The sequence below is a fragment of the Sphingomonas mollis genome, from assembly GCF_016427505.1.
Classification (GTDB): Bacteria; Pseudomonadota; Alphaproteobacteria; order Sphingomonadales; family Sphingomonadaceae; genus Sphingomonas; species Sphingomonas mollis.
On the sequence record NZ_JAELXS010000015.1, the window covers coordinates 1 to 23,596 of the forward strand.

Genomic DNA, 23,596 nt, shown 5'->3' on the forward strand with positions numbered 1-23,596 from the left:
ACGGTTGCGTTTGCCTGATTACTCCCTGTTTTTAGGCATCTTATGGGCCGCCAGCTTTCCAGCTGGCGGCCTTTTTTGTGGTGCGGCCTCCATATACCTCGAGGACGCGCACCGAGCGCCGAACGCCAGCTTACTGAGGCGAGGTTCATCGTCTTGATTTTCAGATTGGCGGTCACCTGTGACAAATCCTAAAATGGGTCGACTTCGCTAAAACTGCCCCAGTTTGGTGGACTGACATTCATGGTGGGTGATGCAAGGGCAATCAGATGAGTGCACTTTCCCTGATACCTTATCGTGTACAGCTACACCCCTCACCGACCGTGATCGACGCCGACGGTCTGCCGGTTCCGAACTCGCATGTCATCGAGATCACATTTCCAGTTGAACCGATCGACACTGCGATAGGCAAGGTAAACACGATCGTTGGTCCAGGTATCGCCAAGATCATCGTCGGCGAGACGACCTATCGAGGCGTCCAGCTTTCATAAGGGTGCCTCCTACAGTCAGCGCGCTGGGGCCCTCGATAAGATCTCGCCTCATCTACAATCTATCGCTTACAATCTTTGCTCAGGCGGCTTCGCGACGTAGAAATTCGTCGTAATTTAGAATTTAGCCGGTCTGCTTTTTGGTGGATTGCGGCCCGTCCGCTTTCGGGCGGCCCGTCTTGGTAAGCTGCTGTTCGTTCAGATGGTATGGGTCAGGCGCTAAGCCGCCAATTCAAGCTCGGTATCGCGACCTCATCTAACGGATGAATGCAGGTCCCCGGTAAGAGGCGCGAGGCTTGACTAAATACGGGTATCCCGTACACATTTTGGCATGCAGTCGGTCATCGAAACCAACGCCTATCTTGCTGCGGCGAAGGACGTTGGCATGAGCGCCGAGGAGCAGCAGATGGTGGTCGACCTCATCGCCGCTAATCCGGAGGCGGGTGAGATCATGCCAGGATGCGGCGGGGCGCGGAAGCTGCGGGTGGCACGGCCGGGCGGTGGCAAATCTGGCGGGTACCGGGTCATCACCTACTTCGCCGGTACCGATATGCCGACGTTCCTGCTGACCGTGTTCGGCAAGAACGAAAAGGCCAACCTCACCAAGGGCGAACGCAACGCCCTTGCCATGCTGACCAAGACACTGACCGACAGCCTCAGGAGGAAGAGATGAAGAGCGCCTTCGACAAGATCGCCGCTGGCCTTGATGACGCCATCGCCCATGCCAATGGCGAGCCGGGCCGCGGCAAGGTAGCCGCTCCGATCGACGTGGCGGCGATCCGCAAGCGCACCGGCAAGACCCAGGATCAGTTCGCCCGCGCCTACCACCTCCCGTTGGGGACGGTGCGGGACTGGGAGCAGTGCCGCAGCCAGCCGGATGCGCCGGCGCGGGTGCTCCTGTCGTTGATCAGTGCCGAGCCCGACACGATCGAGCAGCTCGTAGGGCGGGCATAGCACGCCGGTCGACATGGCCTGTCCGCCGGCAGGACCGCCTGCGCCGCTCGACACTGCATCCGAGAGCTAGCAGGAAGAGTTGATGTTACGCCTGATCCACACCGCAGACTGGCAGCTGGGCAAGCCCTATGGCCGCTTCGACAGCGACGTCCGGGCTGTGCTTAGCGAAGCGCGGTTCGATGCGATCGATACGATCGGCAAGGCCGCGGCCGAGCATGGTGCCGCGCATGTCCTTGTCGCTGGCGACGTCTTCGATACCGAGGGACCGGAAGACCGCGTCATCGTGCAAGCGGTGTCGCGGATGCAGCGCTATCCGTGCACCTGGTGGCTGCTCCCGGGCAATCACGACTTTGCCCGCAACAGTGGCCTGTGGGACCGCGTCCACAGCAAGAACGCGACGAATATCCGCATTCTGGCTGAGCCCATTCCTCACGAGCTAGAGCGTGGGCATTGGCTCTTACCGGCACCGCTGATCCACCGTCACAATCTCGATGATCCCACTGTGCTGTTCGACACGATGGAGACGCCGGGCGCACGCTTGCGCATCGGTCTGGCACATGGCTCGATCCGTGATTTCTCGTCGCGGGGCGAAGCGCAAAATCAGATCGCGCCGGATCGCGCCCGGCTGTCCAACCTCGACTATCTCGCGCTTGGTGATTGGCACGGCAGCCTCCGGGTCGATGCCCGGACCTGGTACTCGGGCACGCCGGAGACCGATCGCTTCCAGCGCGACGAGCCGGGATCTGCGCTGCTCGTAACGCTCGAGCCAGGCGCGGAGCCGACTGTCGAGCCGATCCGCACCGGCAGGTTCCGGTGGCTGGTCCGAGAGTGGACGGTCGCCGACGCGAACAGCTTCGCTGCCGACTGTGAGCGGCTGCTGGGGGAGATCGAACCCTCGGCAACCCTGCTCCAGCTATCGCTCACCGGGATCGTCAGCCTCTCTGATCGGATCGGAATCCTCGGCCGTCTCGACAACGACCTTCGCCATCGGCTGCGGTATCTGACCGTCACGGCTGACGACATGGCTGGTCGCCCGAGCGAGCAAGACCTCGCTGATCTGCAGGTCGAGGGCATGATCGGGACGGCTGCCGCCAAGCTGATGGGCATGATCGAGACCGGAGGCAGCGAGGGCGTCATCGCCAAGCGGGCGCTCGAGCGCCTGTTCGTCGAGTATCAGCGCGGACAGGACGCAGCATGAGCCTCAGGATCCGGCGCGTTGCGCTCACGAACTTTCGCAAGTTTCGCGACCCGTTCGTCCTCGACGGACTGACCGACGGGCTCAATGTCATCATCGAGCCGAACGAGACGGGCAAGTCGACCTTGCTCGAGGCGATGCGCGCCGCCTTCTTCATTCGCCACAACACCGCCAACCGGCTGGCGCGCAGTTATGCGCCACATGGCGAGGCGGTCGCCCCGCAGATCGAGATCGGCTTCGAGGCAAAGGGGGAGGAGTGGCAGGTCACCAAACGCTTCCTCAAAAGCCCATCAGTGGAGGTCCGCGGCCCCATTGGCCGTGCGCAAGGCGAGGATGCGGAAGCGCAGCTCCAGGGACTGCTGGGTGCGCGTCGTGACACCAGTCAAGCCGGGGATATCGCCGCCCACGGTGCGCTCGGCCTGCTCTGGGTGGGACAGGCCCAGGCGCTGGAGGTCACGGCACCCGGCGAGATCGTGCGTGACAGCGTGCGGGCAACGCTGGAGGCCGAGGTCGGCACGATCATGGGCGGCGCGGCCTATCAACGTGTCCGGCCGCGCATTGATAGCCAGTTCGCGGAATACTGGACCAACAGCGGCAGGCCGACCGGTCGCCAGACGACGGCGCGAGAGGAGCATGACGCTGCCCAGCGTGCGGCAGCGGATGCCGTCACTCGGCTGGCCGCACTCGAGCAGGCGTTCTCTGATCTTGAGGCCGGACGCGCCAAGCTCAGACTACTCGACCGTGATCTTGCCGATACGACCGATGCAGAGCGGCGACAGGTTCTGGTTGGCCAACTGGAGGTGGCCAGATCGGCTGCGCAATTGCTCGATACGCGGCGGGCCGAGCAGGGCCGCCTGGCCGACCGGGTCACGGCGCTGGATGATCTCGGATCGAGACTGGCTGACGCTCGCGCTGCGGTGGCTGACACCGCGACAGCGTTGACCAAGGCACGTGATCGCCGACTGACGCTTGCAGAGGAACTGGGCAGCGCCCGTGACCGTGCCGCATCGGCACGGGAGCTGCTAGCGGTTGCTCGTGAGCAGCGCCGTGCGGCTCATATGGCGTTGGACGAGGGCAGGGCGCTGGCGGCAGCACAGGACCGCCGAGCTGAGATTATCCGGGCCCGGCAGCGACATGCCGAGCTATTGATCCTTGAGGCCAAGTTCGACGCCGCTCGCGCACTTGGACGCACCGAGCTTCCTGCCAAGGTGGTTAAGAGCCTCGAAGAGCGCGAGCGTGCCGTCGATAAGGCACATGCCGCACTCGATGCCGGTGCAACCCGCATCGAGTTCGCCGGCGAACTTGATAGAGTGACCATCGATGGAATGGTTGCGGCGCCGGGTGACCGAACGCTCTTCCGCGAGACGCGTATCCGGCTTGGCCAAGCGGAACTGATCATCCGCCCGCCTGCCGGGTTGCAGGGGGCCGAGATGGCGCTTGCCAACGCCCGCGACGATCTTGCCGCAGCCTTGGCTGAGCACGGCGTGGCGAGCCTTGCCGATGCCCGAACCCGCAACGAGGCGGCACGGGACGCGGTGGCCAATGTGCGCACGCTGGAGGCCCGGATCGCTGGGGTCACGCCGGTGGTGGCATCGCTCGGTATCGAGGCAGGCGCATCGGCTCTGAAGCTCTTCATCGCGGCACTGAATGAAGACGCGGAAGGGGCAGGGAGTGGTGAAGGGACGGACGTCGTCGCACTGACGGCGGTTGCGGCGCGGGCGGACTCGGCTGTGGCAAAAGCGGAAGGTGTTTCCGAGGCTGCCGCCGAGCAATTGCGCGAGACGGAAGCGCGTCATGGCCCGTTGATGGTGGAGGAGGCGGGCGCCGAGCGGGACGCCGCCAATGCCACCACACAGCTTGCGGCGATGACGGAGAAGCCGGAGACAGCCGGGTTGGACAAGGCTTTGGCGGACGCGCGTCAGCGCGAGGCGGCTGCACTGGTCAATCTGCAGGACGCCGAACGGGCGGCGACGGCCTATGACCTGGCCGCGATCGAACGCCAGATCGCGGTGCTGGACAAACGGGTCGAGGTCGCCCGGACCCAGCGCATCGACCTTGAGAAGGTCATTGCCGGACTTGAGGCACGCATTGACGCGGAAGGCGGCAAGGGGCTCGGCGACCGGGCTGCGGTTGCGCTCGAAGCAGCGGATGCCGCGGCTGCGGCGCTAGCGCGGGTCACGCAGGAGGCGGACACGCTCAAACTGCTGCGCGATACGCTGGAAGGCGCCCGCGTGGAGACGTCACGGACGTTTGTCGGGCCGGTGGCACGACGTGCGCGCCGGCATATCGAGCGGCTGCTGCCCGATGCCGATCCAAGTTTCGGCGACGATCTGGGCCTGACGTCGATTGTGCGGGCCGGGTTGGGTGAGAATTGCGGCGACCTCTCGAAGGGCACGCAGGAGCAGCTTGCCGTCCTCACCCGGCTGGCCTTCGCGGACATGCTGCTTGAGCAGGGGGTGCCGGTGTCGCTGATCCTCGATGATCCGCTGGTCTACTCGGATGACACCCGCCTCGATCTCATGACCGAAATACTGAGCGAGGCGGCGACGCGGATGCAGGTCATCCTGCTGACCTGCCGTGATCGTGCCTTCCGGCATCTCGGCAACCGGATCACTCTGACGGCCAATCCGTGATAGCAGAATGCTGATGTCCGTGCTTGGCAGTTGGTGGATTGCAGCCCGTCCGCTTTCGGGCGGCGATCGGCATAAAAGGACTTTTGTTCAGAATGTTCTGTATGCGTGGCTGCCGGGTCGGTCCTGGACGTTCAGTTTCGCTATCTGCGTTGGGTGCGTACGATGCGATGCCATGGACGCCGAGGGCGACAACCTAGGCGATCGGCCGCAGGCGATTGCCTTTGATGCCAACCTCAAAACATCCTCGGTCCATTGCCCCAGCTGTCGTTTCCAGAACGGGCCATAAGTATAGGATACGTGCGGTGAGCGACGTAAGCGGCAGGCGGGTCACCGCTGGGAGAGGGAAGGAGCCGATCAGGTTGGAGCGCAGGAACAAGTCACGCGACGGCTTCTTTGCGGCAATGCGCCGGTCCGCGGACAGGACGCACCAACCGCCCTCCTTACCGAGTGCTTCGATCCACGCCTCGTCGGGCAGGCTGCCAGTGCCGAACTTGTCTCTGATGTGCACGACCTCATGAATGCCGTCGAACAACGCGCCCAGTCCTCGGCCAAGCCGCGGTGCCAGGTTGTTGTCGATCAGCAGCTTCACGCGGCCTGCCTCACCTCCAGCATGTGTTCGTAGGCGAGGGCGTCCCGGATGAGCTTCGGTTTCAGTTCGTAGATTTTGGCGACCTTCGCTACCGATCCCTCGGCCTGCACCGCCTCAGCCACTCGCGCTGTGGTCATGCCGTGCTCGGCGATGATCGGCTGTCCGAAGGCGCGGTCAGGATCCGCAACGATCGTGCGCTTGCCATGGAGGAGCCACCACCGCTCGGCGCCGTCAGGTCCAAAATCGAGATCCGCGAGGCTAGGCGCGACGACCCGATTAAAGACCCCTTGGCTACGCTTGAGATCGATAAGCTGCGGTTCATCCAGGTCCCGCGTGATGTGGAGAAAGATCGTCTTGCCGTCAGTCTTGAACTGAGATGTCGAGAAAGGGCGATGCTGCCCAACGATGTCGCGCGCGCGGTTCATGCAAGTCCGGATAGTAGGTAGCCCGATCTTTTTTGCACGCAGCGCGTTAACGATCCTCGCCTCGACCAGATCGCGGAAGCCGAGCAATACGCCGTCGTTGTCAGCAGGATCGTACTGGGGGCGCCACAGCGGGGCCTCGTGCTTCGCGTCATGATCGTAGCCCATGAGCCAGCGGCGCAGTGTCGCCGGACGCATGCCGACCATGCGTGCCGCCTCTGGTGCGGTGTATATGCCAATGCCGTACGCCGCGTCGCTCATGACATATCTATAGCCATATTGGCCGACTGAATGACAAACGTATTCTTCTTTCGAAGCCTGACGGCCCTAGGTGGAACGTCAAAGACGTTTCGGCGATCCAATGTCCGCTGATGGTGAGTTGGGCATCATCGACAGCCAGTCGATGAAGACCACCGAAGCCGGTGGACCGCGTGGTTATGATGCAGGCAAGAGGATCAAGGGCCGCAAGCGTCACATCGCGACCGACACGGCCGGCAACCTGCTCGACGTCCTAATCCATTTCGCCGATGTCCAGGACCGTGACGGCGCGCCGGACCTCATCGAGCGCTGCCGGGACGCATATCCCTCGCTCGCTCACCTGTTCGCCGATGGCGGCTATGCAGGACCCAAGCTGGAGGCGGCCATCGCGCATCTCGACCGTCTCGCCATCGAGATCGTCAGACGCTCCGATGTCCGCCGCTTCGTCATCCTGCCGCGCCGCTGGGTCGTCGAGCGCACCATCGCATGGCTCAACCGATGCCGGCGCCTCGCCAAGGACTAGGAGGCTTCCATCGCCTCCTCCGAAGCGTGGCTCCTCATCGCTTCCATCAGACGAATGACCCGCCATATCGCAAAGATCGAATTATGAGTCGGGCTCTTAAAGGACAATGCGCCACCGGCCGGTAAGGTGCACCGCGACTGGACTGCGCCGGGCTATTCAGAACCGGTCGAAGCCGTGGGCGCCGCCTCCCTGCCGTTCTGCCGGATGCTGTCCGACGATGACGTCTCGATCAAGGCGACCCGGTGATCAGGGCGTGTCACTGACCAGCGTCGCGCCGCCCTTTGCATCGAGGTCGAGCATCTCTGCATCCTTGCTCGAATAGCGTGGCCATGTCGTCAGACTTGCATCGTTCGGATCGCCCCGCTTAACGAAATTGACAAGGTAATCGCTTGCCGTCCGTGCCGCGGCGCGGTCGGTCGGACTGGTCTGCGCACCGTATTTGACGTCCGCGGTGTCGAAGAAGAACGGGATATCGGTGGCATGCCCTGCGCCTTTCGGCGAGGCATCGCGCGCCGACGTGGCGACGTACGAGAAGCGGTAGTAGTAGGCCGGTACGTGCGCTTGCGCCAAAGCTTGCGCCGCATTGCGCGCGCCGACGATCATGTAGCCATCGGAGCCGCCGATGTCGTTGCTGGTCGCGCCGAGCATAACAGGCATCTTACTGAAGCGCCCCTCGCGGTACGCGGCGACCGGGTCGACTGCGATCCTGCCGTCGACGATCGGGCCGGTGTAGGTCGACTTGCGACCGCGCGGGGTCGCCATGGATGCGAGGTTTAGCCCGTCGACCACCAGGTCCGCGGGCAGTGCACGAAGTTTGGCCAGCGCACCGGGATCGCTATCTGCAATGCCCTTGGATTTTGCGAAATTCACCCCGATGGCTTCGGCGTCCGCGAGACTGGGACCGGGGCTCGCGCGGCCCGACTGGATTACCGCTTTTTCGAACAGGCCGACCGCAAGCGGGGACGTCAGGAGCGCGTGCACTGACATGCCGCCCGCGCTTTCGCCAATGATCGTGACGTTGCCCGGATCGCCTCCAAACTCGGCGATGTTGCGCTTCACCCAGCGCAGCGCCGCCAGCTGATCCATATAGCCATAGTTTGCGAGCAATCCGCGATCGGGATCGGCCTTGGTAAGCTGGGGATGCGCAAACGTCCCGAACCGCCCGATGCGGTAGTTGAAGCTGACGACGACGATGCCCTTTCGCGCAAGCGGGGCTCCCGAATAGGTCGGCGGGGATGAGCCGCCGTTGACGAAGCCTCCGCCGTAGATCCAGACCATCACCGGCAGCGCCCTGGCATTGCCCGCGGGCTTCCAGACATTGGCGTACAGACAATCTTCGGCGGGCGGCGTGCCGAGCGGCGCAGCATCGCTGGGGAAAGGCAACTGCATGCAATCATGGCCATAGCGTGTCGCATCGCGTTCGCCCGACCAGTTGGCGATCGGCTGCGGCGCGCGCCAGCGAAGCGCCCCGACCGGCGGTGCGGCGAACGGAATGCCCTTGAACGCAGTGACGCCATCGGCGCTACTGCCACGCAGCGCGCCGGTGTCGATCCGAACACGGGCTACCGGTGCTTGGGTCGGCGGCAAAAACTGTGCGGTCGCCGCGGTCGTCAGCATCGTTGTAGTCAACAGGATCAAAGCGCGCATATGTTCCCCAGATGCGATGACCGTGACGGCCAGACGAGGATCCGAGTGTATGAGCGGAATGGGGCGATGCATAGAGCCACCCCGTCGACGATCGTAGTATATGATATCGATCGTCACTATCGTGATGATATGCAGTATCTATTACTGCGCTCCGATCTGCTGGTAGTCTGACGTCGTCGGTGCCTTACGATGCATTCATAAGTATTAGCGCCAGCTCAGATGATATCATGCTGCAGCGCGTTCAATACTCTAAAGTATGTGTTTAGTCCCGGCATTTTATGGTGCGGGTTTGATATAAAATGGTGTTGCTTGTTTTGCCATGCCTTACAGATTGCTTCGTAGGGTGTGAAACCCTTGAGGGTCTTGAGCCTGCGGTCAAAATCGTAGGCGGCGACGAAGTCGCCGAGGTGCTACTAAAGCTGATCATGGTTGTCGTAATGGTAGCGTTTGACGGTGGCTTCCTTGATGGTCCGGTTCATTCGTTCCACCCCGGCTTTTAGCCGGGTAAGGCTCTGTCAGAGGCCAGCAAGTCCAAAAAGGAGAAGGCTGCGACTTGACCCGCAACTCCGCGGGCCTGACATTACCCCCACGACCCGGGTCACTTCTGGATGAAAACGCCGGGTCAACTCTCAGTGCAAATCAACACGCGAACACCACTGCCGCGCAGCGGCTTCGTGCACTGGGTCGAAGGCGCTGGTATGGACCAGAAAAAACCGCAAATTGAACCAAATAATCATTGTTAACAAACTAAATTGGCTATCGATTGGGGGAGCGACCATCTTAATAGTTCGTTAAATCCTGTAGCAACAACAGGAGAGCGTTGTGAGCGACAAACGCATCTTCCACCTGAACCGGGCGGAGCAGGAAATCGAGCGGGCGAGACGAGCTAACCTGGGTGCCATGCGGCAGTTGCACTTAACTCTTGCTCGGCTTCACGTGGATGCAGCGACGGGGTTTGGTCCACATGGCAACCATGGTATGCAGATCTGAACAATTAGCTAGAGGCTGTTATGAACCTGCAAGGAGCGTGGCGGCCTGCTTCATCATGAGGCATGCGAAAGCGACGACATGAAGTCCGGCGAGTGTCTCGGCATAGCGTTCATAATCTTTGACGAGGCGCTGGAAGCGTGTCGCCCATGCGAATGAGCGCTCGACGACCCAGCGTCGCGGCAGGAGAACGAAGCCGCGTTTCGCCTCGGGTAATTTGACCACTTCCAGTGCGATACCGTGTTTAGCCGCGGCAGTGGCAGCCCGTGCGCCGGTATAGCCCTGATCGACCCAGGCCAGTTCGACGGTGTCGTTGGTGACGGCCTGCACGGTACGCACGAGGCGCTTCACCTCACCGCGATCCTCCGCGCTGGCCGGCGTGACCTGGAGCGCCAGCAGATGGCCCGGCGTATCGACAGCCATATTGATTTTCGAACCCTTCTTGCGTTTCCCGCCGTCATACCCGGCCCGCTCGCCGCTCTCGGGCGTGGACCGCAGCGTTCGGCTATCGATGATCCCGGCGGTCGGCTCGGCCGTGCGCCCCGCCGCCAGGCGCAGCACCGCCCGCAGGTCATCCACCAGTGCCTCGAAGCATCCCGCCGCCAGCAGCGTTGCGTCTGCTGATAAACCGCCCCCCACGGCGGCAGGTCGTTCGGCATCCACCGCCACGGCGCACCCGTCTTCACGATGTAGCGCAAGCCGTTGAACACTTCGCGCAGGCCATGCTCGCGTTGCCCGGCATCCTCATGCTGTAACAGTAGGTGAGGTGCGACCAGCGACCATTTCTCGCCACTGACGTCAGACGGATAGGGCTTGCGGTAAATGCTCATCCGATAACGGATGATTCAGCCCGTCTCTCAAGTCCATAACAGCCTCTAGAAGTTCGGGGTGAATTACGCGGCGTGCGTGGCCCCTTCGACAGGTTCTGGACAGGCGTCGCGCTCCCGTGACGAACTTGTCCCATGCGGCTTTCTTCGTTCCAACGAAAGGATCGCGCCATCAAACCGTGAGATCAAACAACCGATGCATCTTCTGCAGTAGTACGGCCGATCTCGTTGGCCAGTCCGTGTGTGAACATCGTTTCCAGCGCATGACCCATCGTGGACAGATGCCGCGCAGTGCGCTTGGCGGCCAGCGTTCTCAGCATTTCACCGACCACGCTGCGCGATACACCCAGCGTTTCAGCCCGTTCGATCTCGCCGGGCAATACGGTGCCGGGCGGATGACGACCGGTGACGATGGCGACGCCCAGTTGTTGCGCCAGCATCAGATGTGCCGGGCGCGTCCGTTTTCCAGCCGCCATTATGCTACTCCTGTAATCAGTCCGACAGCTTTACGCAGACGGTAGCATCCCACGCAGCAGGGGGCGCCGCTATGCTCTGCACCACACACATATACTTTGACTGAATGGATATGTAGGACAAGACGATAAAGGAGGAGGAAGGCGGCATGCGGCATTGGTTGATCCTGGCGGCGATCTGGGGCGGCGTCGTGCCGATCATAACCGCGGCACAGGCTGTCCGATCCGCAACGGACGTCTCAGCATCGCAAAAGGGATCACAGGGCTCCGCCGCGACCAACGCCTGCGTGAAGACGCCATCGGTAGATTGTTTGATACTGAACGATCGACTGGCCGGTGATATCGTCCCTGCTCATGATCCCGTGCTGATCCGGGACGGCGATACCTATTACTCCTATTCCACGGGCCAGCGAGATCGGATGCCGATCCTTGCTCGCACGTCTCGCGATCTGATCACCTGGCGCGCCTTGCCAGGGCCGATTTCAGCGATCCCGGATTGGGCATTGGCTGCGGTGCCGGGCGCCAAGGATATCTGGGCGCCCGACATATCGCGTACGGGCGATCGCTTCCGGCTGTATTATTCGGTCTCTACCTTCGGCAAACAGCGATCCGTCATTGGCCTGTTGACCAACGCCACGCTCGATCCGGCAAAACCCGGCTATGGGTGGCGCGACGAAGGGCTGGTGATCGGATCGAAGGAGGGCGATGGCTTCAACGCAATTGATCCAAATTTCGCGCGGGACCGAGAGGGCGGTCAGTGGCTGGCATTCGGCAGTTACTGGACCGGCCTGAAAATCGTCAGGCTAAATCCGAAGACCGGCAAGCTCGCCAATCCGGCCGCGCCGCCTGTTGCGATCGCCCGCAGGGCGGCACACGACGGCACCGCGATCGAGGCCGCGTTCATCGTGAATCATGGCGGTTGGTATTGGTTGATCGCCTCGTTCGACCAATGCTGTCGTGGTGCCGACAGCAATTATCATCTGGTCATCGGTCGATCCAGAAAGATCACCGGACCCTATGTTGATCGATCCGGTCATGCGATGCTGGACGGTGGCGGCACCGTTTTGGTGCGGGCTGACGCGGCAGGGCGGGATCGTTATCGTGGGCCAGGTCATGCCGGGTTCCTGCATGACCGCGACGGCCGGGATTACCTGATCTACCACGCCTATGATCGCGATACCCGTGGCGCCCCGACGCTGCGCTTGGCAAGGCTTCACTGGGAAGCGAATGGTTGGCCGGTGGCAGAATATTGAGAAGGACGCTCGGTCCTTGAGCAAAAGCTATCGCGTCAGTGATTGGCAGGTATTGTCTGAGCGGTCAGGATCGTGGCGTCACTGGCAAGGGTGTGCAGATACGCATGGCGCGCGGCGGTTCCCGGTTGCAGGCGGTGTAATGCCCGCGCCTGATCCCTGGTCAGGACGAAGCGCCGATAGCCGAGCCGTGTCAGGCAGCGCTCGGTCGCGGACAGGTGGACATTCTGCAATTCGGCTATGCCCTTTTCCGGATTGAGGCGCTGTCTGACCATCGCCTGCTCCCTGATCGTATCGGAGCCGGCCAAGGGGGCATTCAGGATGCGATCGTTCAGTCGTTCCGCTGCGACGAAAGCCGCGGTCGCCGGCTAGTCAGCCACATCCGCGTTGGCCCCCAGTCGCCCACAGGTAATCGCATCACTTCGATAAATGTCGAACGATACACTCGCACGTCCCCAGCTGATTTCCGATGGCCGCTTGGCTGAGGCCGCTGTTGTGGCAGTCATGGCGAATGTCAGCAAAATGGTCATGCATCGCATCGTCCATCTCCGCGAGCGGCAAGACTTTTTACCGCGTATCTGCTTTTTCGACAACCGGGCAGGGCTTCCCGATGATGCCGCTGGGGCCATCCATCAAGACCAGCCCCTAAACAGCGCTTGACGGCCGATCACTAGTCAGACAATTCTGCACTCAGAAGGGAAGACCGGCAAAAATCGGCTTTCACATAAAAGGGGGAGGAAGTGATGACCCGTTTCGCGCTGTTGGTTTCCGTGGCGCCTTTTGCGCTGATGGCTGTACCTGCACAAAGCCAGACGACGACGGCGCAGAAAGATGCGACCGCCGCAGCGACAGATGTGCCGATCGAGGCGCAGGCACCTGTTGCGCAGGAAGCAGCCGTTCAGGCTGCCAAAGGTCGCAGTCCCGGCACGGAAGCGACAGAAAATCTGCCCGCCGCGACCGAACCCGCCGCCGACGATGTCGATCCGCGCGACATCGTCGTCACCGGTTATCGCGCCAGCCTGGGGACGGCGCAGGCGATCAAGCGCAATTCCGATGCGATCCTCGATGCGATCGTCGCGCAGGATATCGGCAAATTGCCTGATAACACGGCCGCTGAATCGCTGGCGCGTGTCACCGGCATTCAGGTCGTCCGCAGCAGCGACGAAGTTAGTCAGGTGATCGTTCGCGGCCTGCCCGACGTCGCGACCACGTTCAACGGTCGTGACATCTTCACCGCGGAGTTGCGCCGGTCACAATTGCAGGATTTTCCGGCGGGGGCACTTGCAGGTCTCGAAGTATATAAATCCGGCACCGCCGACCTGCTGGAACCCGGTCTTGCCGGGCTCATCAACGTGCGGTCACGTCGTCCCTTCGATTTCGCGGAGAAGTTCGTCGTCGCCGGCGGTATCCGCGGTACCTACAACGATCAGAACAAGAAGTATGATCCGCTGGGCAACATTCTGGTGAGCGCGCGGGCCGATACCGCGATCGGCGAGGTCGGTGTCCTTGTCAACGCGTCCTACGCGCAGACGCAGTACCGTAACGCTGTCCGCTGGGCGAGTGGCTTCGTGCCATCGGATTTGGGCCAGACGACCGTCAGTCCTGCTTCGGTCGGCCGGGCCTTTCGTATTCCCGAACGGGTCGGCGTGTATAACGACAGCGGGAAGCGCTGGCGCCCGGCGGTCAATGCCAGCGTCCAGTGGAAGCCCGCGTCGAACCTCGAAGTCTATTACGATTTCCTCTATCAGGGGTATCGCGGTCGTGGTGCCAATGACTTGTTCGAGGCATCGCTGCTCAACAACAACGCTGCTCTGTCGAACGTCGTCCTGCGTGAGGACAAGCCCGATCAGGTTCAGACACTAACCAAAACCGGCGGCGAGCGCGGTCAGGCGTATCGCAGCACCAACGTCAACAACACCAACACCTACCAAACTGCTGGCGGCATCAAATGGGACACGGGTCGCGCGCACCTTTCCACCGATCTGGCCTATACGCGCAGCCAATACGATTCGAACGAATACAGTTTTGACATGTCGCAGGCGACGGCGCCGACGATGGACGTCAACTTCTTCATCAACGGCGGCTCGGCGTTCGACCTGCCCGGTTACGACCGTGAAAACCCCGCCAATTACAGGTGGCGCGGCTATTATGAGAGTATCTATCTGGTAAAGGGCGCCGGCTGGCAGTGGCGCGGCGATCTGGATCTCGACACCGAGATATCACTGTTGCCGAAGTTCCAGTTTGGTTTCCGCTGGACCGATCGCGACGCCTCGCTGGAGCGCGGCAACCGTTACGCCTATACCGAACCGCTCAACATCCCGCTTGCCAACACGCCGGCCGGCGAACTGCAACTGACTCAGGACGCCTTTCGCGGCACACAGGGTTGGACCAGCTGGCTGATGCCGACGCGTGATGGGATAGAGGGTAATGCGGTGGCGCTGCGTCAGTTCTCGCTGCAGCAGCTGCAAAGACGATTGGCGCTTGATCCCACGAATGGCGGCCTGATCGCCGATATTGCCCGTTTCTCCACACCAACGGTTCAACTTGATCCGCGTGCAGCCTTCCTTGCGAAGGAGAAGACCTATGCTTTCTATGGCCAGACCAAGTATGAATTCGACATCGGATCGTTCCGGATCGACGGCCTGATCGGTGCCCGCGTCGTCAACACGGTGGGTCGATACAGTGGTCTGGGTGCAACTCCGGTGCTGGTGAACGGTATCGTGCAGGTCGATGCCAACGGCACCCCGATAACCGCCGATCAGCAGGTGTCGACCAAAGCCAACTACATCAACATCCTGCCCAATGCCAGCTTGCGCATCCGGCCTACGGACAAACTGCAAATCCGCTTCGGCTTCACCAAGACGGTAACCAAGCCCGACTTCGGCGCACTCAATCCAGCGGTGTTCCTGACGCCGAACGTCTCGCCGTTACCGGGGACGATCATTACCAATCCGGACGGTACGACAACCGTAGTGTCGCAGCCGCTGAACGATCCGCGCTTTGCGGCCAATCTTCAGGGTCGTCCAAACTATTTCGGCAATGGCGGCAATCCCAACCTCGTACCGCTGAGGTCGAAGAACTATGACGCGACGATCGAATATTACTTCTCGCAAAATTCGTCGATCAGCGCGGCGGTCTTTTACCGCGACTTGTTCGGTTTCCTGTCCAGCTACACCCAACGTTTCCGCGATCCGGTTTATGGCCTGATCGAGGTCAACGCGAACGCCAATGCCGGTGCGGGCAAGATCAAGGGTATCGAGGTTGGCGGTCAGACCTTCTTCGATTTCCTGCCCGGCCTGTTTAGCGGTTTCGGCGTGCAGGCGAATGCAACATATCTGGAGGGTAAACAGCGTTTTCCCGCGAGCCTTACATCCAGCGGTACCGTTCCGCCGTTCGTCGGCATTCCCAACTTGTCGAAGTGGAGCTATAACGCAGCGCTGTTCTATGAAAAAGGTACGGTATCGACCCGGCTGTCCTATAATGGCCGCTCGCGCTATCTGACGAGCAACAATGTCATCAACGGGGTGTATTTCGGTGAAGGCGTCGAAAGGATCACGCGCCTCGATTTCTCGTTCAATTACACACCGATCAAGCAGATCACGCTGACGTTTGACGCGGCCAACCTGTTGGCACAACCGTTCCGCAATTACGCACAATATGCCGCGGACCGGTCTTATCCGCGGGACGTGCGTGACGAGGGACGTTATTACGGATTGGGCGCACGGTTCCGCTTTTGATCTATGGCGGGGGCAGCGGGCGGCGAGATCGACCTGTTGCCCCATGTGCAGTCGGTTGCACTGCGAACGGAGGCGCGCGATGCGTATCGTCAAAGTCTTGATTTCGGCGCTCGGCGCGTCGCTGCTGTTCGGCCAGACCGCCGACGCACGTCCACTATGGAGTAAGCAGGCCGCCAACAGCTGGTATGCACGCCAGCCTTGGCTGGTCGGTGCCAACTACACGCCAGCCAGCGCGATCAATCAGCTGGAAATGTGGCAATCCGCGACGTTCGATTCCGTTGCCATCGATCGTGAATTGGACTGGGCTGAGAAGCTGGGGATGAACACTATGCGCGTGTTCATCCACAATTTGTTGTGGGAGGACGATGCCGAAGGTCTGAAGCGGCGAATGGATCAGTTTCTGGTCATCGCTGCCCGCCATCACATCCGCCCCGTCTTCGTCCTGTTCGACAGTTGCTGGGACCCGTACCCCGCAATCGGTCCGCAGCATCCGCCGATACCTGGCGTGCATAATTCTGGCTGGGTGCAGGGGCCCGGTGCCGCGAGGCTTGCCGATCGCAGCCGGTATGCGGCGTTGGAAAGTTATGTGAAGGACATCGTCGGTCGGTTCGCCAAGGATGACCGGGTGTTGGCCTGGGATGTCTGGAACGAACCGAATAACGAGGGCGGCGGTAACTATGCGCCGACCCCCGGCAAGAAAGCGATGGTCGCCGGCTTGATCGGGCAGGCGTTCGACTGGGCGCGATCAACCGATCCGGTACAGCCGTTGACCAGCGGCTTATGGATCGGTGATCAGTGGGATCGGCAGGCGACGCTCGATGCGGTTGAGCGCGTTCAGGTCGCCAATTCCGACGTGATGAGCTTTCATGATTATAGTTGGCCCGAGAAGTTCCAGGCCCGCGCCAAGCAGATGCTGAGCTATGGACGGCCGGTCTTTTGTACGGAATATATGGCGCGCGGTGCTGGATCGACGTTCGATGGATCGCTGCCGCTCGGCAAACGGCTGAACATCGCAATGTTCAACTGGGGTTTTGTGGATGGCAGGACGCAGACCCGCCTGCCATGGGATAGCTGGAAGAAGCCCTATACATTCGACGAACCGGCTGTCTGGTTCCACGAGGTGTTACGCGCAGATGGCACGCCTTATCGTGATGCCGAGGCCGCATTGATCCGGAAGCTGACCGGGCGTGGGTCGTGATCTAGGTGTTTGGAGCGTTTTCCGGTCGACCTGAGTGGAGGGGGGATTCACACGGACGCTCTGATCTGATTCACAGTGCTGGCTGGATGGAGCCCGGCATGGATGGGCAAGCCGTTGTCGATGGATCTGCGGTCGCGAGCGCTGGCCGCGGTTGACGAGGGGATGGGTTGCCGGGCTGCGGCGGTGCGGTTCGGTGTGGCAGCCGCGACGGTGATCCGGTGGCACGATCAGCGCCGTAGCACGGGCGCCTATGCCGCCAGGCCACAGGGTGGGGACACGCGGTCGCGGCGGATCGAGGCGCATCGGGAGACAGTGCTGGAGCTGCACGAAGCACGGCGCGACATCACGCTGGACGAGTTGCGTCGCGAACTGGGCCAGGCGGGCGTGACGGTTGCGATCTCGACACTGCATCGCTTCTTCGCCCGACACGGCATCACGCGCAAAAAAAGACCGGCCATGCGGTCGAGCAGGATCGCACCGACGTCCTGAGCGCACGTGAGGACTGGTTCGATGGCCAGCTCGATCTCGACCCCGAGCGGCTGGTGTTCATCGACGGGACCTGGACGGCGACCAACATGACCCGCAGCCACGGTCGCTGCCGGCGGGGCGAGCGGCTGCGGATGGGTTACCCACACGGCCATCGCAAGACGACCACGCTGGTTGCAGGCCTGCGCATGACCGGCATGGTCGCGCCGATGGTGCTCGACGGCCCGATCAACGGCGACTGGTTCGATGCCTACGTCCGACAGGTCCTCGTGCCCGACCTCCGACGCGGCGACGTGGTAATCATGGACAATCTGTCCAGCCACAAACGTGCCAGCGTCCGCGAGGCTATCGAGGCCGTCGGCGCCCGCCTCATGTTCCTCCCGCCCTACAGTCCCGACTTCAACCCGATTGAGAAGGCGTTTGCCCGCCTCGAGGCTATGCTGCGCAGGGCCGGCGAGCGCACCGTGTCCGGGCTGTGGTCCCTTATCGGCAGGTTGGTCGACCTGTTCCAGCCACACGAATGCGCCAATTACTTCAGCTCCTGCGGCTATGACTCGGACTGATCGGGAGCCGCTCTAGTCCATGTGTGGACGGCCCTCCGTTGGCAAGCTTGATCAGTCACTTCGCACTGCTGGTTGGTGCGGCCATGTGTCCGACCTGTTGGTGCGGCATGGTGCCGCTGGCCGTAATGCCATTCGCGCGTCTCGGGTCCCGATCACTTACACGCACTCGGAGTGCTTGGGCGTTTTGGGTTCTCCGATCCGGCGGTTTCAACCGGCTTTGTGCTTTAGCTCCTGTTCGCCCTTCCCAACCTCGTCAGGCGCGGTCGCCCGCGCCGTGTTCCTTACGCGATCTGCGGCTCACGATAGCGGTCGCCGCTAGCCATCATCGCCCAGATCATGCGCGCATTCTTGTTGGCGAGCGCGACCGCTGCGACCTTGGCCTTGCGCCGCGCCAGCAGCTGCACGAGCCAGGGTCGCTTTGCCCCGTTGCGTTCTGCATAACGCACCACCGCCATCGCCCCGACGATCAGCATCTGGCGCAAATACTGGTGCCCAGCCTTGGTGATGCCGCCGAGCCGCTCCTTGCCGCCGCTGAAGTTCTGCCGCGGAACGAGACCGATCCACGCCGCGAGGTTGGGGCCTGAGCGGAAGATCGCCGGATCGGGAACGGTGGCAGCGATGGCGCTGGCGAGCAGCGGGCCAACGCCGGGTATTTCCATCAGGCGCCGGCCAAGCTCGGTCTCGCGCGCGCTTGCCAGGATCCTGCGGTCGTTCTCGAGGATCTGCTCCTTCACCATGCGCAACTGCCAGCATCTCCAGGCAGACCCGCGCATCGGTGGGCACCCGTTCGTCAGTCGGATCGGCGATGACATCGAGAAGCTGATCGATGCCGTTCCTGCCAATCGGTGCCACGACCCCGAACTCGGCAAGATGCGCCCGCAGTGCGTTCGATATCTGTGTCCGTTGGCGGTTGAGGATCATGCGCACACGGTGCAGCATCATCCCGCTCTGCTGTTCGGGTGTTTTGATCCCAACAAAGCGCATGGTCGGCCGCGTCACTGCCTCGCAGATCGCCTCGGCATCAGCCGCGTCGTTCTTTCCCCGCTTCACGTACGGCTTCACATATTGCGCCGGCATCAGCTTCACGTCGTGTCCCAGCGCGACCAGCTCGCGTGCCCAATAGTGTGACGATGCGCACGCCTCGATGCCGATCAGGCACGGCGGCAGCTTCGCGAAGAACTTCAGCATCCGGCCCCGCGTCAGTCGCTGGCGGATCACCGCCACGCCATCAGCATCGACACCGTGCACCTGGAATATGTTCTTCGCGATATCCAAACCGATCGTCGTGACGTTCCTCATGGTGGCTCTCCTTCCGGCTCTCTCCGCAAATCAGTCTGCGGGAGGGTTGGAGAGCCGTCCACGTCATCAGTTACGGACACTCACCAGTAGCGTAATGTTACCTCATGAACGATCTTATTGAGGATGCGCGCCGCTTCGCCGACGATCTCAGGGCTTCGGCTCCGCAGTCCGACAGCATAGAGCGACGGCTACTCAACGTGCTGAAACCATTCCTGCATACCCTTGAGATCGATGGATCTCCACAGCGAGGGTCGACGGATGGGCTGCGGCGGTTTTGCACGGATAGTCTGGACTGGTCATCGCCACTCTTCGCTCGTTGCAAAAGCATCGTTGAGCGGGCGCAGGCCCAGCTTTAAGGGCCGCTCTCCACCGCTCCACGACGCCCACGGCTATGAATTCAGGCATCAAAAGCGGTCAGAACGCGAAGATGGATGAGCGGCCAAAATTGAGGAGCGTGGAAGGGGGCGTGAATGGCCAGGTATGGGTCAATGCCTCTGACACCGTACGACTGGGACAGTCAGTTGACGGCTTTCGCATGGAAAGATAGCTGATAACGCTATCATAAATCTGGTGACGGTTGGACCGGCCCCGCTGCAAAGAGGAGAGAGATCTTGGATCATCGGGCCAAGCCGATCCGCATGGCGCTTGCCTGTCTGCTGGCAACCGCGGCGACGAGCACCCTCGCGGCGCCCAGTCGTTCCAACCGAACAGCCCCGCCCGATAGCCCCCTGTATAAGGTTTCCTGGCAGCCCGTCGCCGCCCGCGTCGAAGACCTGTTGCAGCGCATGACGCTGGAGGAAAAGGTCGCCCAGATGATCGGTATCTGGGAAAAGAAGGGCGGCATCCAGGATGTCAGCGGCAATTTCTCGGCGGCCAAGGCGTCTCAGGCCTTTCCTGACGGTTTCGGTCAGATCACCCGCCCCTCGGATAAGCGCGGCGTCACTGTCAGCAACAATGCCGCCGGCGTTGCCGCCGGTGCGGTCAACCGCACCGCGCGGGAAACCGCCGACTACGTCAACGCCGCGCAGCGCTGGGCGGTCGAGAAGACCCGGCTTGGTATCCCGATGATCATGCATGAGGAAGCGTTGCACGGCTATGTCGCGCGCGGTGCCACCAGCTTCCCGCAGTCGATCGCGCTGGCCTCGTCGTGGGACCCCGCGCTGATCGAGCGCGTGTTCGGCGTTGCTGCGCGCGAGATGCGCGCTCGTGGCGCCAATCTTGCGCTTGCCCCCGTCGTCGACGTCGCGCGCGACCCGCGCTGGGGCCGGATCGAAGAGACCTATGGCGAGGACCCGGTGCTGGTCAGCGAGATGGGGCTGGCCGCGATCCGTGGGTTCCAGGGCGCCACGCTGCCGCTGAAACCGGACAAGGTCATGGTGACGCTGAAGCACATGACCGGGCACGGCCAGCCGGAGAACGGCACCAATGTCGGCCCGGCCAACATCTCCGAACGGACGCTGCGCGAGAACTTCTTCCCGCCGTTCGAGCGCGCGGTGAAGGAACTGCCGGTGCAGGCGGTGATGGCGTCGTACAACGAGATCGACGGGATCCCCAGCCACGCCAACAAATGGCTGCTCGACGATGTGCTGCGCCGCGAATGGGGCTATCAGGGATCGGTGGTCAGCGACTATTTCGCGATCAAGGAACTTAATACCCGCCACAAATTATACGGCACCGACATGGCCGCTGCCGGCCGCCGGGCGCTCGATGCCGGCGTCGACATGGAGCTGCCCGATGCCGAGGGTTGGTCGACGCTGGCGCAGATGGTCAGGTCGGGCCAGGTGCCGCAGGAACAGGTCGACAAGGCGGTGCGGCGCATTCTGACCATGAAGTTCCAGATGGGGCTATTCGAGCACCCCTATACCGACGCCCGTACCGCTTAGGCCAAGACCGCGACGCCAGATGCGATCGCGCTGGCCCGCGAAGCCGCCGTCCGCTCGGTGGTGCTGCTCAAGAACCAGAACAACCTGCTCCCGCTCGACCCCGCGAAGGTCGGTCGGATGCTGGTCGTCGGCACCCACGCCCGCGACACTCCGATTGGCGGTTATTCGGACGTGCCCAAGCATATCGTGAGCGTGCTGGAAGGGGTGCAGGAGGCCGCGCGGGGCCGCTTCGCGGTCGATTATGCCGAGGGCGTTCGCCTGACCCGCAGCCGCCTATGGGCCGCCGACAAGGTCGAACTGGTCCCGCCGGCTGAGAACGCGCCGCTGATCGAGGAGGCAGTTGTCAAGGCGGCGCAGGCCGACACGATCCTGCTGGTGTTGGGGCAGAACGAACAACTGAGCCGCGAGGCATGGGCCGACCAGCATCTCGGCGACCGGCAGAAGCTCGACCTGATCGGCGAGCAGAATGAACTGGCCCGCCGCCTGTTCGCGACGGGCAAACCGGTGGTAGTCGTGCTGCTCAACGGCGGGCCGCTCGCCGCGACCTATCTGGAAGCGAACGCCCCGGCAATCGTCGAGGGTTGGTATCTTGGTCAGGAAACCGGCAACGCCATCGCCGATATCGTGCTCGGCCGCGCTAACCCCGGCGGCAAGCTGCCCGTGTCGGTACCGCGCAGCGAAGGCCAGTTGCCGATCTTCTACAACCACAAGCCGACCGCGCGGCGCGGCTACCTGTTCGACACCACCACGCCGCTCTATCCGTTCGGCTACGGCCTGTCCTACACCAGCTTCGACGTCGGCGCGCCGCGACTGGCGCAATCGACGATCGGTCGTGACGAGACAGTTCGCGTGTCGGTCGACGTCGCCAACACCGGCCTTCGCGCGGGGGACGAGGTCGTGCAGCTCTATGTCCACGACGACGAAGCGTCGGTTACCCGGCCGGTGCTCGAACTCAAGCACTTCCAGCGCGTGACGTTGCAGCCGGGTGAGAAGCGGACGGTTACGTTCGACCTGAAGCCTGCCGACCTCTCCTTCTGGAACGTCGCGATGCAGCGGGTCGTCGAACCGGGGACGTTCACGATCAGCGCGGGTAACACCTCGACAGCGGTAAAGGAGACAACGCTGACAGTCCGCTGATCCTTATCGTTTCTCTTACGCCAGGCTGGATCCCAACGTTTTAGCCGAACCCTCTAAGCCTTGTACCCCGACCTGCAGAACGAGCAGCCGTGGTAATTGTTAGATGAACAGGCGTCTGAAGTTGGGGAGTGGGCGAGGGGATTTGAACGACCGCTTCTGGGTCCTCTGGGGGGGAATACGCGCGATCGCTATTCCGTCATCAACCCTGTGTCTGCAAAGGCGTTCTCAATCAGCATAGCCATTGCCTCACGCGCGCGCGGGGCATCTGCGTTGATGAACGCATCGTAGACAGCACGGTGGTCAGGCATGGGGTCGCGTGATTGCTGCTGTTCATCCCGGGCGAAGCGAGTCGTCCACTCGATAGCGGCGGCGATTGAACTGGATAGCGTCATTAGCGGCTCGTTGCGGGTCGCATCGAGGATAAGAAGGTGGAACGCTTTGTCCGCCGCGCGTCCGGCGACGCTCAATAGCCCGTGCTCGCCCATTTCCTCCAGCGCGTGGCCCATGCGGGCAAGTTGCCGGCTGTCGCGACGCACCGCCGCCAGCGCAGCGGCCGATGGCTCGACGATGCTGCGCAATTCAAAAATGCTGCGGATGAAGTCAGTATCGGGACCGCTTTCGAACATCCATCCCAGCACATCGAGATCGAGGAGACTCCAGCGCGATCGGTCGTTGACCCGCGTACTGCTCTTGAGCCTGCTGTGCACCAAACCCTTTGCCGCGAGCACGCGAATCGCCTCGCGATATGCGCCGCGCGAGACGTTGCTCTCGACGCTAAACCGTTCCTCGCTCTGAAGGGCGGTGCCGGGCGGCAGCTGTCCGCTGACGATAGCGACACCGAGATCATGGACGATGCCGCCTCGAATACCGCTGGGTCGATCGGGGCCGAAGCGCGGTGTTGTGTCGGAGGAAGCGGCAGAGTCCATAACGGTGACGTGACCTTCAATTCCACATCCGGTCAAGTCATCTTCGTTCTGGTACGAGTAGATTTGTTGATCTTTACGATTAAGCTTGCGCAATCCCTATGATTACCCTTATTCTGGTAGGACC

General features: G+C 62.1%; 17 protein-coding genes and 5 pseudogenes. 13 read left to right on the plus strand and 9 right to left on the minus strand.

Going from position 1 to position 23,596, the window contains the following annotated elements; all coding sequences use genetic code 11:
• Positions 1 to 320 precede the first annotated feature (320 nt).
• The 5 genes from JAO74_RS17245 (at position 321) to JAO74_RS17265 (ending at position 5,267) form a co-directional block, all read left to right on the plus strand.
• The gene (locus JAO74_RS17245) at positions 321 to 488 is read left to right on the plus strand and encodes a hypothetical protein (RefSeq protein ID WP_332908842.1); all 168 of its coding nucleotides are present in this window, start codon (positions 321 to 323) and stop codon (positions 486 to 488) included.
• Positions 489 to 816: 328 nt separating this feature from the next.
• The gene (locus JAO74_RS17250; RefSeq protein WP_199041128.1) at positions 817 to 1,158 is read left to right on the plus strand and encodes a type II toxin-antitoxin system RelE/ParE family toxin; all 342 of its coding nucleotides are present in this window, start codon (positions 817 to 819) and stop codon (positions 1,156 to 1,158) included.
• Positions 1,155 to 1,439 carry a helix-turn-helix domain-containing protein gene (locus JAO74_RS17255; protein ID WP_199041131.1) on the plus strand — a complete coding sequence of 95 codons (285 nt, stop codon included), beginning with the start codon at positions 1,155 to 1,157 and terminating at the stop codon, positions 1,437 to 1,439. Before JAO74_RS17250 ends, JAO74_RS17255 begins: the two co-directional genes overlap by 4 nt.
• 82 nt (positions 1,440 to 1,521) lie before the next feature.
• Positions 1,522 to 2,637 carry a metallophosphoesterase gene (locus JAO74_RS17260; RefSeq protein ID WP_199041134.1) on the plus strand — a complete coding sequence of 372 codons (1,116 nt, stop codon included), beginning with the start codon at positions 1,522 to 1,524 and terminating at the stop codon, positions 2,635 to 2,637.
• Complete coding sequence (locus JAO74_RS17265; RefSeq protein ID WP_199041137.1) at positions 2,634 to 5,267, plus strand: AAA family ATPase; 2,634 nt, start codon at positions 2,634 to 2,636, stop codon at positions 5,265 to 5,267. The genes JAO74_RS17260 and JAO74_RS17265 overlap by 4 nt, the downstream gene beginning before the upstream one ends.
• Before the next feature lie 193 nt (positions 5,268 to 5,460).
• Here JAO74_RS17265 and JAO74_RS17270 read toward each other — a convergent pair whose 3' ends face one another.
• Together JAO74_RS17270 and JAO74_RS17275 are read right to left on the minus strand one after the other, a co-directional pair.
• On the minus strand, positions 5,461 to 5,856 hold the full coding sequence (locus tag JAO74_RS17270; RefSeq protein ID WP_199041140.1) for a PIN-like domain-containing protein: 396 nt from the start codon (positions 5,854 to 5,856) through the stop codon (positions 5,461 to 5,463).
• Positions 5,853 to 6,539: a DUF433 domain-containing protein gene (locus JAO74_RS17275; RefSeq protein WP_199041142.1), complete on the minus strand. Its 687-nt coding sequence runs from the start codon at positions 6,537 to 6,539 to the stop codon at positions 5,853 to 5,855. Before JAO74_RS17275 ends, JAO74_RS17270 begins: the two co-directional genes overlap by 4 nt.
• A gap of 106 nt (positions 6,540 to 6,645) precedes the next feature.
• On the opposite strand from JAO74_RS17275, the pseudogene JAO74_RS17280 reads away from it, so the two are divergent.
• Positions 6,646 to 7,146, plus strand: a pseudogene (locus JAO74_RS17280) (IS5 family transposase); the annotation flags it as partial.
• Between the two features lie 159 nt (positions 7,147 to 7,305).
• Here the strand turns inward: JAO74_RS17280 and JAO74_RS17285 are convergent.
• Both JAO74_RS17285 and JAO74_RS17290 read right to left on the minus strand, forming a co-directional pair.
• Positions 7,306 to 8,676: a carboxylesterase/lipase family protein gene (locus JAO74_RS17285; RefSeq protein WP_233151162.1), complete on the minus strand. Its 1,371-nt coding sequence runs from the start codon at positions 8,674 to 8,676 to the stop codon at positions 7,306 to 7,308.
• A 245-nt stretch (positions 8,677 to 8,921) separates the two neighbouring features.
• Positions 8,922 to 9,194 (minus strand): annotated as a pseudogene (locus JAO74_RS17290) (hypothetical protein); the annotation flags it as partial.
• A gap of 334 nt (positions 9,195 to 9,528) precedes the next feature.
• Between JAO74_RS17290 and JAO74_RS17295 the strand changes: the two are divergent.
• Positions 9,529 to 9,696: a hypothetical protein gene (locus JAO74_RS17295; protein WP_199041146.1), complete on the plus strand. Its 168-nt coding sequence runs from the start codon at positions 9,529 to 9,531 to the stop codon at positions 9,694 to 9,696.
• Between the two features lie 18 nt (positions 9,697 to 9,714).
• Here the strand turns inward: JAO74_RS17295 and JAO74_RS17300 are convergent.
• Both JAO74_RS17300 and JAO74_RS17305 read right to left on the minus strand, forming a co-directional pair.
• Positions 9,715 to 10,523: pseudogene (locus JAO74_RS17300) on the minus strand (IS5 family transposase).
• A 182-nt stretch (positions 10,524 to 10,705) separates the two neighbouring features.
• Positions 10,706 to 10,996: a GntR family transcriptional regulator gene (locus JAO74_RS17305; RefSeq protein ID WP_199041148.1), complete on the minus strand. Its 291-nt coding sequence runs from the start codon at positions 10,994 to 10,996 to the stop codon at positions 10,706 to 10,708.
• 146 nt (positions 10,997 to 11,142) lie between these two features.
• On the opposite strand from JAO74_RS17305, the gene JAO74_RS17310 reads away from it, so the two are divergent.
• On the plus strand, positions 11,143 to 12,246 hold the full coding sequence (locus JAO74_RS17310) for an arabinan endo-1,5-alpha-L-arabinosidase (RefSeq protein WP_199041150.1): 1,104 nt from the start codon (positions 11,143 to 11,145) through the stop codon (positions 12,244 to 12,246).
• 35 nt (positions 12,247 to 12,281) lie between these two features.
• On the opposite strand, the gene JAO74_RS17315 is transcribed toward JAO74_RS17310, so the two are convergent.
• On the minus strand, positions 12,282 to 12,518 hold the full coding sequence (locus JAO74_RS17315) for a hypothetical protein (protein WP_199041152.1): 237 nt from the start codon (positions 12,516 to 12,518) through the stop codon (positions 12,282 to 12,284).
• A gap of 154 nt (positions 12,519 to 12,672) precedes the next feature.
• On the opposite strand from JAO74_RS17315, the gene JAO74_RS17320 reads away from it, so the two are divergent.
• The 4 genes from JAO74_RS17320 (at position 12,673) to JAO74_RS17335 (ending at position 18,227) form a co-directional block, all read left to right on the plus strand.
• Positions 12,673 to 12,903, plus strand: coding sequence for a hypothetical protein (locus JAO74_RS17320; RefSeq protein ID WP_233151156.1), 231 nt, complete (start codon positions 12,673 to 12,675; stop codon positions 12,901 to 12,903).
• Between the two features lie 83 nt (positions 12,904 to 12,986).
• Positions 12,987 to 15,980 (plus strand): TonB-dependent receptor, encoded by a 2,994-nt coding sequence (locus JAO74_RS17325; RefSeq protein WP_199041158.1) that lies wholly within the window; start codon positions 12,987 to 12,989, stop codon positions 15,978 to 15,980.
• A gap of 79 nt (positions 15,981 to 16,059) precedes the next feature.
• The gene (locus JAO74_RS17330; protein WP_199041197.1) at positions 16,060 to 17,178 is read left to right on the plus strand and encodes an endo-1,4-beta-xylanase; all 1,119 of its coding nucleotides are present in this window, start codon (positions 16,060 to 16,062) and stop codon (positions 17,176 to 17,178) included.
• A gap of 102 nt (positions 17,179 to 17,280) precedes the next feature.
• A protein-coding gene (locus tag JAO74_RS17335; RefSeq protein WP_199041161.1) for an IS630 family transposase occupies positions 17,281 to 18,227 on the plus strand; the annotation gives its coding sequence in 2 pieces (ribosomal slippage) (positions 17,281 to 17,617 and positions 17,617 to 18,227; 948 coding nt in all).
• A 281-nt stretch (positions 18,228 to 18,508) separates the two neighbouring features.
• On the opposite strand, the pseudogene JAO74_RS17340 reads toward JAO74_RS17335, so the two are convergent.
• Positions 18,509 to 19,526 (minus strand): annotated as a pseudogene (locus JAO74_RS17340) (IS110 family RNA-guided transposase).
• Between the two features lie 638 nt (positions 19,527 to 20,164).
• Here JAO74_RS17340 and JAO74_RS19315 point away from each other — a divergent pair.
• Positions 20,165 to 22,546: pseudogene (locus tag JAO74_RS19315) on the plus strand (glycoside hydrolase family 3 N-terminal domain-containing protein).
• 188 nt (positions 22,547 to 22,734) lie between these two features.
• Here the strand turns inward: JAO74_RS19315 and JAO74_RS17350 are convergent.
• Positions 22,735 to 23,565, minus strand: a complete 831-nt coding sequence (locus JAO74_RS17350) for a FadR/GntR family transcriptional regulator (RefSeq protein WP_233151157.1) — start codon at positions 23,563 to 23,565, stop codon at positions 22,735 to 22,737.
• Between the last annotated feature and the right edge of the window lie 31 nt (positions 23,566 to 23,596).